This is a genomic window from Candidatus Dependentiae bacterium (assembly GCA_003511165.1).
Classification (GTDB): domain Bacteria; phylum Babelota; class Babeliae; order Babelales; family UBA12411; genus UBA12411.
Map to the genome: position 1 here is coordinate 67,422 of DOJW01000007.1, position 14,583 is coordinate 82,004.

The window sequence follows — 14,583 nt, forward strand, 5'->3', positions numbered from 1 at the left end:
AATAATATGTTTTGTATTAATAATTTTAATTAAGGAATTATTTATATGTTTAATTTTGATTATTTGGCTTTGATGATTTATTCATTTGGATTTGTTGGATGGATTTTTGTTTGGAAATCGATAATTGGTTTCGATTATTTAAAAATTTGTCCATTGTTAAAACTTCCTTTTTATGCAGGTATTTTTGCATTTATTTCTAATGTAGGTTTTTGTTTTTTTTATGTTATTGAAAATTATGAAGCAGAGTTAAAACTTTATGACTATGTAGAAGTTAATGGTCGGCAAATTGCAATGTTATCTTTGGCTATTGCAGTTTTTGTAATATTGCAAGCTAAATTTATAAATAAAAATGATTCTTCACGAATGTTTTTGAAATTAATTTTTGCATCATTTTTATTTACCATATTAGGAGTCTTTCCGCTTTATTGGATGCCATCAAAATCTGGGTGGATAACTTTTTTGCGACATGAAAAGACTGTGTTTTATTTTTACTCTTTATTCATTCTTGCATCAGGTATTATCTTTCTTCTTTATGATCTAAAAATTTTATCAAAGAGAGAGCTAAAAAAACGAATTTAATGTTTGTAGCCTAACTATTTTTGTGATAAAGTTTGATTCATAATTTTAGAATTAAATTTACCAAAGGTGAGGTGTACAAATGTTAAAAGTTTATTTGTTAAAAGATGTAGTAAATGTAGGCAAAGAAGGCCAAATCAAAAATGTAACTGAAGGTTACGCAAGAAATTTTTTATTTCCTAAAAAGGCTGCAGTTTTAGCTACCGCAAATCATGTTGAAAGAGTAAAAGAAATTAGCCATAAAATTGAAGTCGAAGAAAGTTTAGCTGGAAGTAGAATTGCAATGCTTGCTGATTTACTTAAAAAAACAACTCTTGTTTTGAAAAAGAAAGTAAATGACAAAGGCAAACTTTATGGATCTATCGATGAAGATGAGATTGTTACATTACTTGCTGCACGAAATATTTCGGTAAATAAAAAACAAATCGAAATTACAAAATCTATCAGATCTGTTGGTGAATACACCGTAATAGTAAAATTAAGTTCTAAAGTAAAATTGGAAGTTAAAGTCGTAATCGAAGCTGCTTCGCACTAAATTTTAAAGGTTAATTGTGCAAGATTTGCAAAGCAAAAAAGGCGGCGGCAATAACTTTTTTGAAACTTCTTCGCTTGGTAAAAATTTACCGATAAGCATTGAAGCCGAAAAATCTGTTTTAGCTTCTATACTTTTAAATGACGAAAATTTTTCTTTAATATCAGATATTCTTTCATCTGAAGATTTTTATTTGAAATCGCACCAAGCGATTTTTCAAACGATTACCGATCTTTCGCAAAAAAATAAAAAAATAGATTTATTAACGCTACAAGACGAGCTTGAAAAAAAAGGTGCCCTGGCTAGCTCAGGTGGAATTGAGTATTTGATTGAATTACAAGAAAATATTCCTGCGATAGGTTTTATCGTTCAGCATGCAAATATTGTTAAAGAAAAGCGGATATTGCGCGATTTAATTAATTCCGCATCAGAAATTCTTACAGCTTGTTATAGTCAAAAAGAAGATGAAATCGAATATGTTCTTGATTCTGCTGAAAAGAAAATTTTTCAGATAACAAGCAAAAAAACAGCATCAACTTTTGTGCAGTTAGATGTTTGGCTGAAGAAAACGTTTCAGCATCTTGCAAATGTTCGAGGGCAACGAGAGGGAATCACTGGCGTTCCAACAGGTTTTGCAAAATTAGATGAAATGACATCAGGGATGCAGCGTGGCGATTTATTGATTTTGGCGGCAAGGCCTTCGATGGGCAAAACAACACTTGCAATGAACATGGTTGTGAATGCCGCAAAACAGGGAAGTGCTGTAGCCGTTTTTTCTTTAGAAATGTCAGCAGAACAACTTGTTTTGCGTATGCTTTCCTCAGAATCCGGCATTTCACATCAACGAATTCGAAATGCAATGATTACCTCTGATGAATGGGTAGAGCTAACTAATACGGCGGCAAGACTTGCAGAATATCCAATTTATATTGACGACACTCCTTCCCTTTCGATTATGGAACTTCGCGCAAAAGCAAGAAAACTCAAAGCGCGTTCCGATATTAAATTTGTAGCGATTGATTATTTACAATTAATTCGTGGTAACACTCGATATGAAAATAGAACACAGGAAATTTCCGAAATCTCACGATCTCTTAAAGCTTTATCTAAAGAGTTAAATGTTCCCGTTTTAGCGCTTTCACAGCTTTCGCGTCAGCTTGAATCTCGAATGGATAAAAGACCAATTCTTTCAGATTTGAGAGAGTCCGGAGCTATTGAGCAAGACGGTGACGTAATCATGTTTGTTTATCGCGATGTTATTTACAACCAAGATACAGAAACTCCAGATTTGGCAGAAGTTATAATTGGAAAACAGCGAAATGGTCCTGTCGGATCATGTTACGTTCGATTTAGCGGCGAAACCACAACATTTATAGATTTGACCGGGGATGAGATTTAGAGGAAAAGTAAAATGGAGAGTAGAGTATATTTGGGCGTTGATCCGGGATTTCACTTCACCGGATATTCAATTTTAAAAATCGAACAAAATAAAACATATCTTCTCGAATGCAATTATTTGCAAATGAATCCAAAAGATACACTTTCAAAGCGGGTTGGAATTTTTTACAATCACTTTAATCAAAAAGCAATTCAAATAAAAATAACAGACATAGTTTTGGAAACATCTTTTCTTGGTAAAAATGCTCAAACATTTTTGAAGCTTGGTTTTTTACGAGGAATTTTATATTTGCTTGCAGATCAATATCAAATGAACATTACAGAGTTTGCTCCAAAAGAGATTAAACAAGCGCTTACGGGATTTGGTGGCGCATCAAAAGATCAGGTTGCGCTTGCGCTGAAATGTATGTTTCCACAACTTCAGAATGTTCTTAAAAACGCAAAGAGCGACGTTTCCGACGCTCTTGCTATAACTCTCTGTGGGGTTTGGCAAAATCAGACAAATAATAGATTAGCAAAGTTTATTAGATAAAATTTAATTAACTTAAAATTTATTGGTTTGAAAGGTGTTGCAATATGGCTTCTACTTTTGCTTTTAACGCTCTAATCCTTTCTTGTTGAGCGACATTCAAGAAATTTATTGGATCCATTTGTACTATTTCAAGTGTAACTATGTTTTCATTCTCAAATGTAGCTATTTCTCCAAGAATGGTGTTGCCTTCTAATTTGTATTCAGATCCTACCGAAATGCCTTCTGAACGCGAAGATAATGTTAAGTGCGCCACTTTGCTTTCAAAAGCTTGTACCCTATCGCGCAGATGATCAATATTATTATTGCGAATAGCAGTAGCGCGCTCCATTGCTAGGGAAGATTCTATGACATAGCTATTGTCTCGCTGCCAAGGACGTGCCCAAAAGCCACCCCCAGCGAAGATGGATGTTAATTCAAAACAACCCCAAGCCACAATTATAAGAGCTAAATTTTTTATTTTCATTTGTTAATCCTTAGTTAATCTTTTTTAACATGCGTTAACATTATTGTTTTTATTAGTAAATAAATATAACACAACTTGCGCCAAAAGAAATTAAACAAGCATTAATAGGATTTCAAGGCCGTTGGCAAAATCAAACAAATAACAGGTTAGCTAAATTCATTAGATAATTAAATGTCGCATTTTAATTGTTGACTTACTAAAAAGAGGATGCTAGTTTTGCTTCTATTGTGAATATGGTGTTTTTATAAAGGTATATTGAGCAAAATAAAACTATGCAAAAAACAATCTCTTTAAATTTAATTTACATTCTTGCAAATTCCGATTGTTTTTCATCAATCAATTATACCTTTGCGTCTATTAATTCTAACTCTCAAGTATTTGCCCATACTTGCGGTCGGGATAGGTGTACACCATAACAGCAAAAGTTAATTGAAAAAGTGTAAACCCCCGACCCAAAAAAGTCGGGGGTTTTTGTTTTATAGGGTTAAATTAAAAAGGATAAATTATGTCAGATTCGCACAAAATTTCGTTTGTTTCGGCCGTGCTAATGAATATAAATATAATAGTTGGCAGTGGAATTTATTTAAGTCCCCCGTTAATGGCCCAACAGGCAGGCGGTTTAAGTTTTCTTGGATGGATACTTGCAGGATTATTATTATTACCAATTGTTTTAACTATTGCTAATGCAGCGCGAATTTTCCCAGGAGAGGGTGGTTTTTATAATTATTGTAAAGCGGCGCTTGGTGAAGATTTTGGCTTTATAGCCAACTGGGCTTATTTGCTTGGGTACATGGGAACGGTCGCAACTATTACTAGCGGAATTAGAGATCTTTTAATTAATCCACTTGGTTTTAATTTTATTAAAGAATATCCAATAGTGTTTTACGTTTTTTTTATCTTAATCATTACTCTTTTAAATATGATAAGCATTAGGGTGATAGGTAAAATACAAAGCATGATAACTCTTCTTAAATTAATACCGCTTCTTGTAATGCTCGGAGTGATTTATTTTTTTTGGAATTCTTCTTTTGATTATCAAATAGATAGAATAAGCGATTTAGCGGGAACCATTCCATTAGTTTTATTTTCTTTCTTAGGGTTTGAAAGTTGTTGCAATATTGGGCATCACATTCGAGGTGGAACCGCTCAAGTATTTAAGGTTATTTTGATTGCATTTTCAACATCTGTCTTATTGTATACAGTATTTCACTTAGGAATTTTACAGATTATGGGTAGCGTTGCGCTAGCATCACAAGGGGTTCATGCATTTCCTAAATTTATGGGATTCTCAGCTGTGACTTCGGCTATAGTTTCATCCTTTCTTCTTTTTGATATGATGTTAAGTTATATGAATACAACGTATGGAGCAGCTCTAAACAATATTACTAATATCAATATTTTTGCTAAATGTGGACTTTTATTTCGTTCAAAATTTTTATCAAAACTTAATGCGAGCGGAATGCCTTCGAACGCAGCTATTGTTCACGGAATTTTAATTATACTGCTTGTTACATGTGTTCCAAGCGTGACTATTCTTGTTGCCATTACAAATTTAGGCGTTTGTATTGCATTTTTTCTTACTATCCTAGCAGTGTTTGTGCAGAGCTTGCGCAAAAAAAAGTACAGTTCTCTCTTTATAGCAAGTATTGGTTTCATTTCGGTTGGCATTTTGATTTATCTTACATGGACAACAAAGCTAGGTGATAACAATTGGACGCGGTTAATCCATGCTTCACCGATTATGATTGGAATTCCGGTAGGATTTTGCATGTATCGCTATTCAAAAAAAATTAAAAATTGTTCTGTTAATAAATAAAATAGTAATTAAATATTTCCAATAAAAAACGAAGAGTATTTTTTGATACTCTTCGTTTTTTATTGCGTTGTTTGGCAAAATTAAACAAATAATAGATTAGCCAAATTAATTAGATAAAATTTAGTCATCATCATCATCATCATCGCACGTTATTCCTTTGCAGCATAAGAAGTTGCAGAAGCAATCTGCAAAGCCGCACCAAAACCTTTCACAATTATAACCAGTCATAGCGCAACAATGTCTGCAGTCGCCAGCACATGGATGTAAGATATATTCTATTTCTTCGCCACCAATAGCGGAAGGATCTTCACTAGGATTTCTAGAATCTACAAACTCAAAAGCCCCTCTTGATTTTAATAGACAAACTGCTGCAACATCTTTTGCTTGGCCAGCGACGAAAATAAGAGGTTGATTTAGGCAGTTTCTAGCATCTCTATTAAAGATTGGATGAAAATCTAACAATGCGTTCAAGATAAATAATTTTCGATCTCTGAGAGCTTGGAAGAGAGCATTTTCTTTGTAAACATTAACCGCTTGGAGAAAATCTAACCGGTTATTAAATTTTAAAATTTGAATAATGCTACATAAAAGTAAAACATCAGTTTTATCGTCATTCATATAATGAATTATCTTATGCAAAAAAGGCACGGGGGCGTCATTTATTGTTGATAAATTTCGAATAATCTCCTGAAACCTATTTGCGAAGATGGGACTTGCTTCTAGACATTGAGATATTAATTGAACTATGACCGGCTCTTGTGCGTTAAGCCTTGCTATTTCAGCTAAGATGGCAGCTCTTGTTTGCTCGTATTGAGGATATACGATTTCCGCTTCTTCTGGATTATAAGAGGAAGATGCTGAAGAACTAGGTATGATAAAAACACCCATCATCGGTCTTCTTGGATATATCACAGGGCGTCTTTGATCTTCAGGAACTTGAGGAAATTCAATTTTTTCTAAACGTTCTTCTAGAGAGTGTACCCAGTTTTGAATAGCTTCAACATGAGCATGAGCTATGTTTGGAATTGTAGGTATTTGCGGTGTGGCAACACTAGGAACGCTGGGTAAAGAAGGCATGGGGAGATTTGTAAAATTAGGAATGGATGGCATTGAAGGTGGGGCGGTAAAATGAGAGGTAGTTGCCGGATTAAAATGAGGCATTGCGACATGCACAGGCGCAGTTATATGAGGTGGAGCTGGGGGGGCGAACCGAAACGAGGGGAGTATAAGAACGTACGTGGCTTGGTGCTGAAAAATGACTTCCGCCAGAAAAATGCGGTCCCCCTGAGACATGTGGCCCTGAAACGTGTGCATGTGAAACCGATGCATGTGAAACCGAAAAATGAGGGGCAGAAACGTAGCGTCCCCCAAAACCTATAGAAAAAGTAGGTGTAGTTTTAAAAACTAACAATAAGATTAGGCTTAACTTAGGGCTTAAAAGGTTTTTTAGATTCATTAAAACATTCCTTTTTATTTTAAAAATAATATTATTTTGTTCTGCTGATGTGAAAGCAAGATGCTTGTCACAGAATATTGAAGAACGTTAAAAAATCAAAAAAAATCAAAAGAAACGTGAAAATAAAAAAGTAGAGAGGTCAAGAAAAAGGCCGATAATGTTAATTATGTTAAATAATGAATGTCTTAAACAAATAAGGAATTAACATAAAAATTAAATTTAGCCGTTTTCAGCTCATTTATTTATGATTTTTGAGTAAAAACAAGTATAAATAAAAAACCGCCACGCAGGAATGAATCCTGCATGACGGAAAAAGGAGAGTAGTAATGAAGCCCATTAAAATTTTAGGTTCTAAACCTTAGAACAAGTGTAATATATTCCATTGGAATGTCAAATGTAATTTCACAAATCTATTTAAAATAAGGCAAAAAACATAATATTTTCAATTAATAATTTTAAATTCAAAAAATCTCAGCAAAAAACACTAGGTATCAACAAAACCTTAATTTTATAGTGTTTTTTATCAATTTCAAATTTTAATAATTTGAGGCGTAAATTGATAGTCTTTTTGAAAAATATCTTGAAAATCGCTAAAAGATTTAATTGGGCAAGTTAAAAAAAATTGAAAATCTAATTCTGTAATCATAAAAAAACATTTAGATAAAACTATTTGATCTAAATCGGTTAAAAAATCATCTAATAAAAAAGCGATGTTTTGTTTACCCTTATCAGCCAAAATTAGACCTTGTGAAATTTTGATTAAAAATAAAATTAATTTTTGTTGGCCACGAGATGCAAAAAAACGTGCTGCATTTCCATGATAGTGAATTATAAAATCATCTAAATGAGCACCGATGACAGAACGTGAAAATCTGGTTTCTTCTTGATATTTACTTTTTAAATACAAATCCCAAAATGTATCAAAATCACTTCCAATTTTAATTTTAGATTTATATTCAAAATTAATAAAAAAGGTTTCATTAAAATATTTTTTTAAATATTCATTAACCTTTTGTTCTAACAAATTTAAATAAGTCATACGATTTTTTTGAATAACAATAGATAGCTCCCAAAGCTGCCGGGTCCAAACTTTCAAAATATCCAAATTTGGCATTGAAGAAGATTTTAAAACAGCATTTCGATTATCTAAAACCTGTTTGTATTGTTTCAATTTATTTACAAAATCGTACGAATCAAAAAATAGAGCCTGATCTAGGAACAGACGACGAACATCAGGATAGCCTTTTACCAAAAGTAAATCATCTTCTACGACACTGATTATAGAATAGAGTTCTACAATTTCTTTGTAAGACCTAATTTCTTGCTGATTTAACCTAACAACCTTTTTTCCATCTTTAAATCCCACAGCAATCTGATTTGTAAAATCAGATTGCTGTGAAGCAAAGTCTATACCAATAAAAAAGTGATTTTCCTCAAAATGAACAAGATCGCGACTTGAACAAAGTCGAAAAGATTTCAAATAGCAAGCAAAATAGAGCGCTTCTAAAATTGAAGTCTTTCCCGATCCATTCTGTCCTTCTATAAAAACAATTTTGCTATCAAAGTCAAAAGTTTGATCTTGAAAACATTTAAAATTTCTAAGCTTAATTTTTGTTATAGTCACTTTTTCTCAAACTAATTTTGTTGAGTAGCTGAAACCGGCATCACAAGAAAAGCAAATTCATATTCACTTTGCTTTGATTCAAAAATAATTGGCTTATTACTATTTTTTATAAAAAATGAAAGATCTTTATCAGGAAAAACTGAAAGACCGTTTAACAAATAAGGAGAATAAAAACGACTTTCTACCGATTCTCCTTCAAATGAATCCATTTTTATAGACTCTTCCAATGTTCCAACTTCTTTGTTCTGCAAAGATAAATCTAATTTACCTGGTTGAAACAAAAATTTGGTTGATAAAAAATGTCCTGCCAAAAGACAATTTGCAAGTTTCAAAGATTTCATAATATCATCTTTTATTAAAACGGCAGGAGAAAAACCTTCTTTGCTCAAAACTGGTTTATATTCTGGAAAAGTGTCATTCAAAAGTTTGGAGAAAAAATTAAAATTTGGACCAGAAAAAACTAATTGACTACCACAAACCCCTAAAAATACATTCTTCAAATCGGTAGATTCTAATATTTTCTTAAGTTCGCTTGTAGCTCTTTTTGGAAGCAACCAACGTTTGTTTTCATGTAATGAATATTTTTTTGTTTCTACTTTCGCAAGACAATGTCCATCTGTTGCTACCATTGCCATTCCATTTTCATCCACTTCAAGTAGCATTCCGTTTAGTGCCGTGTTTGAATGGTTTTGAGGAATTAAAAAAGAAACTTTAGCTAGTAGATTAAGTAAAAATGAAGATTCCATTTCCATCAAATTTTCAATTCTTTCTGGGAATGGAGGAAAGTCTGCTGCATCTCTAATATTTAATGAAAGATCAACACTTCTAGATTTTAATCGAATATTTGTAGGTGAAATTGTAAACTCAATCTCCCCTTCCATCTCTCTAACTAATTCGAAAATCCTTTTACCAGAAACTAAAAAGCTTGCTTGGTCGATAAAGTTTTCATCCAGCTCCATAGTTGCGCGTAAGCTAATTTCTAAATCTGTAGCTTTCAACATCAATTCTTTAGAAGAAACATTAAACAAGATAAATTCGGTAACATCTAAAGTTGTTTTTTTACTGCAAATAGTTTGCATCGAAGCAAGTAGAGCAAAAAGATCTTTTTGCTCTACTTTAAATTTATTTTCCATTTTTAGCATCTGACCAAATCCCTTTTAACATTTAGGAAATTTAAAACAAAAATTTAACTTATGTATTATAAAAATAATCAAAGAATTTGGCCAACTTTAAAACAAAAAGAGAGACTTTAATATAGTCTCTCTTTACATAAAATTTATAATTTTTTACTTAGCAGCTTCTTCCTTATCTAATTTAAAAATAAAACCTTCTACTTTGTAGGTAGCGCGCATTACTTTATTATCAGTTTGACTTTGATATTGAGTTACAATTTTATCTTTTGTCACTTCTATAATCTCGCCTTGAAAATAAAAATTACTATTAAATTCTGTAATCCCTTTGATCATATCAAGACTTTGAACTGAATAATTTGCTGGTAAATTAGGAAGTAACAAAACAAACAACCCCCTTTTCGAAATATCCTTATTACTTTTATCTAACTTATATACCAAAAATAGTTTTTTCGTTTTGTTTGCTGTAGAAAAAGCCTCATTATTTAAATAAAATTTATCTACCGCTCCTAAAACAAGTTGCAAAGGTACGGCGCTATTTTTCTTTGTATCCCAAATTTCTGTTTGAGGAATAAGCGCTTTAGGATTTGAGAAAAACTCATAAATAGATATTCCACTATCTGTTGAAACCTGTACGTTTGATATTTTATTTATAGTTGACTGACTACTTTCGTACAAAACTTTTAATGGATCACCAATGCCTGTAAATAAATATCGATTTGAAAAAAACAATCCAATTAACAATACCACTATGCCGGAAAACAGTAGGTTTTTATTCATATCGCCCCCTTTTAAAGCAAAAAATCCGCACTAAACTGTTCACAATTATATTTATATTAATTTTAGCTTAAGTTTGAACACAATAAAAACGAGAAAGTTACAGCAATTCATTGACTTTTACGCTCTCCAAAAACTAATTTAAAAACATCTTTTTGTTTTATAAAATTTGGAGAAATTTGATGAAAAAATTGGTTTTAAAATTTTTATTGTTATTTTGTTTTATTTCAACAACTATTTCAGGCGAACTTTCAGTAACTTATATCAAAACTTTTCAAAATGTATTCAAGTCTGAAAATACTGATTTCCCTTTTGGAAGCAACCATTTATCACCAACATGGGGCTCTATTATTTGGCATTCTCCTTTTTTAGAAAATCTTTATAGATACGGTAATACGAATCATGCTATGGTTAAATTAGTTCATGAAATGTTCTTCATTCACCATGATAATGTAACATTTGACACCACATATTTGCCTACTAAAATCGCAACTTACTTGGGACCTCAAAATGTCGGTGCTTTAATCGCAATTATAGAAAACAACAGGAATAATCCTTCAACTTTAAGAGAAAATCTCAATATTTTTATCAATACCTTCGAACAAGCTAACACTCCCATCATTAAAGAAAATATTAAAAAATATTTAGAAAAAGAATTAACTAAATTAGGAAATCTGGACACTTCACATCAAACTAAAACAAAAAAAGGTATACTGAACCGATCTTTAAAGAAAGAACTACAAGAATCTTATATAAACAATACAGAATACAAAAAATTCAAAACTATTTTTATAGAATCATTAATTGGTGCAATACTAGAAGAAAATCATATTTATCCCTCTTATTTGACAACTCTTATTTTGCTTGCTTTTAACTGGAAAAAATCTAATTTACCGCAGCATTTTATCGATCTTCTTTGGGGTATTTATTTAACTTTGAACAACAAATCTATTTTATTTAATGAAAACATTAATTGTGAATTATCTCCTGGAAAAGGATTAAAACTTCTACTTAGCCCTAAACCTTCAAAGGAAAATTTCGTTGCAATAATGCAACAAAATATGAAACCGCAAGAATTTGATAAAACAAAATATTTGGAATTAAAAGAAACATCTTCTCCTCAAGTTGTTATTAATAACCTTGAAAATTTAGCTCTTACATATTTCGGATTTGATATTTTTGAAAATCCCCTTCCCAATATAGTTGCAATGAGTGGAGAGACTATTTTTCAAGGAGTCGTCTTTCCTGATTGTGGTGAAACTTCCCTTTTGAACTTTTTTATCGCTTTAATCTTTAATCCTTTAACTAGAACTTTTGATTTCTCAATTTTAGAACAGATAGGCACAAATCCAAACTTAGTAATTTTTTTTAAAACACATAACTTGAACAGCGTATATACTCAACAAGCTCATAATGATTGGGCTAACATTGTTTCAAACTTACCAAACATTAATTATTGTGATATTAAATGCAATATTAATGCCGGTATTAAAAATATGCTCAATATTATTTTAAATTTAGTTCCAGGGATAGAAGGCCAAAATGCAAAAGAAAAACTAGAAAGTTTAAAAAATAAATTTAATTTAGAAAAAGTAAAAATAACAAATATAGAATTCGACAAAGATCCTGATGTAGATGAAAATGATAAAAATGTTACATTAAACATCTACATCGAAAAAAAAGAAGCTAAGCTCTTCAGTATTAATTGGATATTTAACCCTGGGCACTTTATACTAGAATTTCCAACTAAAAATGAAAGTTCCATCAAATATTTTGAACTTCTAAAAACTAAAAATCTTACTAGATCTTTATATGAAGATTTATATTTAACAGTTTTTCTTAATTTATTCGGAAATACAGAAGTATTAAAGTTAAATCTGCCAACTATGTATAAACTTTTTTCATTGTTTATGCAAAATTTAAGAACACCTGAAAATGTAATATCTTTTGTGGAGATTTTGGTCAAAGATCAAAATATTCCTGAAGAATTCAAAATCAATCTAATCAGAACTCTTTATAATAAAAAAATTCCTAAAAATGATTACATTAATCTACATAAATTCTGGAAAGCTACAGACTCTTATATTTTTAAAATATTTGATCCACAATTCGGTATGTTTAATAATCTTACTGATGACGAAAAATTTGAAATTACTACAGCTATTTTAGAACAACAATTTGAACCTTCTAATTTTAAATTCTACCAATGGACCGAAGGCATTATTCCAACAATACAACATGAAGATAGTAAAAATATAATTATTCAAGATATTTTAAAAATTTCAATTCCAAAAAAACCTGAATTTATACCTTTATTTGTATATTTTTATCAATGGATAAAAGATACTCTTATTACAACTCAATTAGATATTTTTGAATATCCGAACATCGATAATTTTTTAGATCAACCAATTCCAAAAGATCCCGAACTTAGAAATTTATTTTTAGATCTTTACCGATTTATAAAAGACAAAGTTACAGCAATTAAAGATGATTACAGGAAAAGACATATAAGAGGAATAGTTGAAAACAAAATTTCAACCTTAATATACATAAATGAAGATGCAAAATTTCGTCAAATTTTGCAAGACGCTCTAGCGCAAATATAAATAAACTTGGCAATATAAGGTCGGACTAAAATCCGACCTTATATGTTTTCCTAACTAGATTCAAAATTAAAAAGTGATTTTTTTAATTTTTTTAGATAAAATTTCTTTTATTTTAAAACTTCAAAAAATGCTGGAATAATGAACAAAATTCAAAAAATTAAATCCCAATTTATTAAAAATAATTTAATAAAAAAGCGACTAGCAGAATTCAAATCTTTCAAAGATAAAACAACTCAAGAATGGTTTAGCGAACTATGTTTTTGTCTTTTAACTGCAAACTCCAAAGCAAAAACAGCCCTTGCGATCCAGCAAGAAATGGGAAATTCAGGATTTACAGAAAAACCTCAAGAAGAACTAAGCGCTACAATTCGAAAGCATAACCATCGATTTCATAATAAAAAAGCAGAATATATTATTGCAGCAAGATCTTTTATAACTATCAAAGATGAAATTTTTGATAAAAAAGGGCCTGTTGCACGAGAATTTTTGGTAAAAAACATTAAAGGCTTAGGATTTAAAGAAGCATCACATTTTTTACGAAATGTGGGTTTTGCCGATGTAGCAATTATCGATCGTCACATTTTACGATTTCTAAAACAAAATGAATTTATAAAAGATATTCCAGCAACAATCACAAAAAGTAACTATCTAAAATATGAAAAGATTTTAAAAGGTTTTAAAATACCCCTCGATGAGCTTGATTTAATAATTTGGCAAAAAATGACCGGTGAAGTTTTAAAGTAAAACTAAATCATTCAAGCTCTTGGATGTTTTTTATCATAAACTTCTCTAAGATGGCTAGTTTCCACATGGGTATAAATCTGAACAGTAGAAATACTTTCATGCCCAAGCAATGTTTGAAGAGTTCTTAAATTTGCACCATTTTTTAGTAAATGAGTTGCAAGCGAATGTCTAAGTGAATGCGGCGAAATATTTTTTTTGATATTAGCTTTCTTAACCAAATCTTTCAAAATGATAAAAATCATCTGACGCGAAAGATGTTTCACCTTCTTCTCTCTACAAAAAGGAAATAAGTAATCTTGATTATCTTTTACACTAACTGGTATCAATTTACTATGAACCTTATCAAGATAAAATCGAAGAAGTTCTAAAATATTGAGAGGTATTGGAACGGTGCGTTCTTTGTTACCTTTTCCAACTAAATGAATGAAACCTGTATCAAAATGTACTTGATCTACAGTTAAGTTTATAAGTTCGGAAACCCGCATTCCACTAGCATATAAAAGGAAAATTATTACTTGGTTGCGAATCCCTTTCATTGATTTATCAGTAGTAGTAGCTTCAAAAAGTTTTTCAACCTCATCGCTTGTCAAGTAGAGTGGAAGGGTGGATTCTATTTTAGGAATTAATAAGTTTTCAGCTTTATTAGGTAGTTGAAACTGATTTTCTAAAAATATAAAAAATTGTTTTAAAGATGATATTTTACGAGCTAAACTTTTATTTTTGAGCTCCGCATCTTTGAGGGTTTTCACAAATTCTTTTAAATCGGAAACTTTGCAGCTTTCTATCGAAGCTTGTTTTTTTGATAAGAAATCTAAAAATTGATTTAAGTCTTGTTTATATGCGAGGAAAGTATTTTGAGAGACTCTTTTAGAAGTCAATAAATAGGTTTCAAAATGAGCTAAATAAGTTCCATCACTTCTTATCAC

The 14,583-nt window shown here is 31.0% G+C and carries 14 protein-coding genes; 8 read left to right on the plus strand and 6 right to left on the minus strand.

All coding sequences use genetic code 11. The annotated features are described in order from the left end of the window. Nucleotides 1-45 precede the first annotated feature (45 nt). The 4 genes from DEA20_03060 to DEA20_03075 all read left to right on the plus strand — a co-directional run bounded on the left by DEA20_03060 (nt 46) and on the right by DEA20_03075 (nt 3,038). Nucleotides 46-579, plus strand: a complete 534-nt coding sequence (locus DEA20_03060; GenBank protein HBS48148.1) for a hypothetical protein — start codon at nt 46-48, stop codon at nt 577-579. A 79-nt stretch (nt 580-658) separates the two neighbouring features. After that, a complete protein-coding gene (gene rplI / locus DEA20_03065) occupies nt 659-1,111 on the plus strand; it encodes a 50S ribosomal protein L9 (GenBank protein HBS48149.1) in 453 nt (150 codons plus the stop codon). Between the two features lie 25 nt (nt 1,112-1,136). Next, nucleotides 1,137-2,507: a replicative DNA helicase gene (locus tag DEA20_03070; GenBank protein ID HBS48150.1), complete on the plus strand. Its 1,371-nt coding sequence runs from the start codon at nt 1,137-1,139 to the stop codon at nt 2,505-2,507. Nucleotides 2,508-2,519: 12 nt separating this feature from the next. Then, nucleotides 2,520-3,038: a hypothetical protein gene (locus DEA20_03075; GenBank protein HBS48151.1), complete on the plus strand. Its 519-nt coding sequence runs from the start codon at nt 2,520-2,522 to the stop codon at nt 3,036-3,038. Nucleotides 3,039-3,057: 19 nt separating this feature from the next. On the opposite strand, the gene DEA20_03080 is transcribed toward DEA20_03075, so the two are convergent. Further along, nucleotides 3,058-3,501, minus strand: coding sequence for a hypothetical protein (locus DEA20_03080; protein ID HBS48152.1), 444 nt, complete (start codon nt 3,499-3,501; stop codon nt 3,058-3,060). A gap of 505 nt (nt 3,502-4,006) precedes the next feature. Here DEA20_03080 and DEA20_03085 point away from each other — a divergent pair. After that, nucleotides 4,007-5,317, plus strand: a complete 1,311-nt coding sequence (locus tag DEA20_03085; GenBank protein ID HBS48153.1) for a hypothetical protein — start codon at nt 4,007-4,009, stop codon at nt 5,315-5,317. 120 nt (nt 5,318-5,437) lie between these two features. Here DEA20_03085 and DEA20_03090 read toward each other — a convergent pair whose 3' ends face one another. Further along, nucleotides 5,438-6,478: a hypothetical protein gene (locus tag DEA20_03090; GenBank protein ID HBS48154.1), complete on the minus strand. Its 1,041-nt coding sequence runs from the start codon at nt 6,476-6,478 to the stop codon at nt 5,438-5,440. 24 nt (nt 6,479-6,502) lie between these two features. Here DEA20_03090 and DEA20_03095 point away from each other — a divergent pair, with 24 nt between their 5' ends. Then, the gene (locus tag DEA20_03095; GenBank protein ID HBS48155.1) at nt 6,503-6,697 is read left to right on the plus strand and encodes a hypothetical protein; all 195 of its coding nucleotides are present in this window, start codon (nt 6,503-6,505) and stop codon (nt 6,695-6,697) included. A 605-nt stretch (nt 6,698-7,302) separates the two neighbouring features. Here DEA20_03095 and DEA20_03100 read toward each other — a convergent pair. The 3 genes from DEA20_03100 to DEA20_03110 all read right to left on the minus strand — a co-directional run bounded on the left by DEA20_03100 (nt 7,303) and on the right by DEA20_03110 (nt 10,307). Beyond that, nucleotides 7,303-8,397, minus strand: a complete 1,095-nt coding sequence (locus tag DEA20_03100; protein ID HBS48156.1) for a hypothetical protein — start codon at nt 8,395-8,397, stop codon at nt 7,303-7,305. An 11-nt stretch (nt 8,398-8,408) separates the two neighbouring features. Then, complete coding sequence (gene dnaN / locus DEA20_03105) at nt 8,409-9,539, minus strand: DNA polymerase III subunit beta (GenBank protein HBS48157.1); 1,131 nt, start codon at nt 9,537-9,539, stop codon at nt 8,409-8,411. Between the two features lie 144 nt (nt 9,540-9,683). Beyond that, entirely contained in the window at nt 9,684-10,307 is a 624-nt protein-coding gene (locus DEA20_03110; protein ID HBS48158.1) for a hypothetical protein, read from the minus strand. A 179-nt stretch (nt 10,308-10,486) separates the two neighbouring features. On the opposite strand from DEA20_03110, the gene DEA20_03115 reads away from it, so the two are divergent. Together DEA20_03115 and DEA20_03120 are read left to right on the plus strand one after the other, a co-directional pair. Further along, on the plus strand, nt 10,487-12,913 hold the full coding sequence (locus tag DEA20_03115; GenBank protein ID HBS48159.1) for a hypothetical protein: 2,427 nt from the start codon (nt 10,487-10,489) through the stop codon (nt 12,911-12,913). A gap of 138 nt (nt 12,914-13,051) precedes the next feature. After that, nucleotides 13,052-13,657 carry an N-glycosylase gene (locus DEA20_03120; GenBank protein HBS48160.1) on the plus strand — a complete coding sequence of 202 codons (606 nt, stop codon included), beginning with the start codon at nt 13,052-13,054 and terminating at the stop codon, nt 13,655-13,657. A gap of 11 nt (nt 13,658-13,668) precedes the next feature. Here DEA20_03120 and DEA20_03125 read toward each other — a convergent pair whose 3' ends face one another. Next, complete coding sequence (locus DEA20_03125; protein ID HBS48161.1) at nt 13,669-14,583, minus strand: site-specific tyrosine recombinase XerD; 915 nt, start codon at nt 14,581-14,583, stop codon at nt 13,669-13,671.

Excerpts from the sequence above, each read along its gene's own strand:
- DEA20_03110 (HBS48158.1), bottom strand. The coding sequence starts at position 10,307 with ATGAATAAAAACCTACTGTTTTCCGGCATAGTGGTATTGTTAATTGGA.
- DEA20_03120 (HBS48160.1), top strand. The coding sequence starts at position 13,052 with ATGAACAAAATTCAAAAAATTAAATCCCAATTTATTAAAAATAATTTA.
- DEA20_03080 (HBS48152.1), bottom strand. The coding sequence starts at position 3,501 with ATGAAAATAAAAAATTTAGCTCTTATAATTGTGGCTTGGGGTTGTTTT.
- DEA20_03075 (HBS48151.1), top strand. The coding sequence starts at position 2,520 with ATGGAGAGTAGAGTATATTTGGGCGTTGATCCGGGATTTCACTTCACC.
- DEA20_03090 (HBS48154.1), bottom strand. The coding sequence starts at position 6,478 with ATGCCTCATTTTAATCCGGCAACTACCTCTCATTTTACCGCCCCACCT.
- DEA20_03085 (HBS48153.1), top strand. The coding sequence starts at position 4,007 with ATGTCAGATTCGCACAAAATTTCGTTTGTTTCGGCCGTGCTAATGAAT.
- DEA20_03060 (HBS48148.1), top strand. The coding sequence starts at position 46 with ATGTTTAATTTTGATTATTTGGCTTTGATGATTTATTCATTTGGATTT.
- dnaN (HBS48157.1), bottom strand. The coding sequence starts at position 9,539 with ATGCTAAAAATGGAAAATAAATTTAAAGTAGAGCAAAAAGATCTTTTT.
- DEA20_03115 (HBS48159.1), top strand. The coding sequence starts at position 10,487 with ATGAAAAAATTGGTTTTAAAATTTTTATTGTTATTTTGTTTTATTTCA.
- rplI (HBS48149.1), top strand. The coding sequence starts at position 659 with ATGTTAAAAGTTTATTTGTTAAAAGATGTAGTAAATGTAGGCAAAGAA.
- DEA20_03095 (HBS48155.1), top strand. The coding sequence starts at position 6,503 with ATGAGGTGGAGCTGGGGGGGCGAACCGAAACGAGGGGAGTATAAGAAC.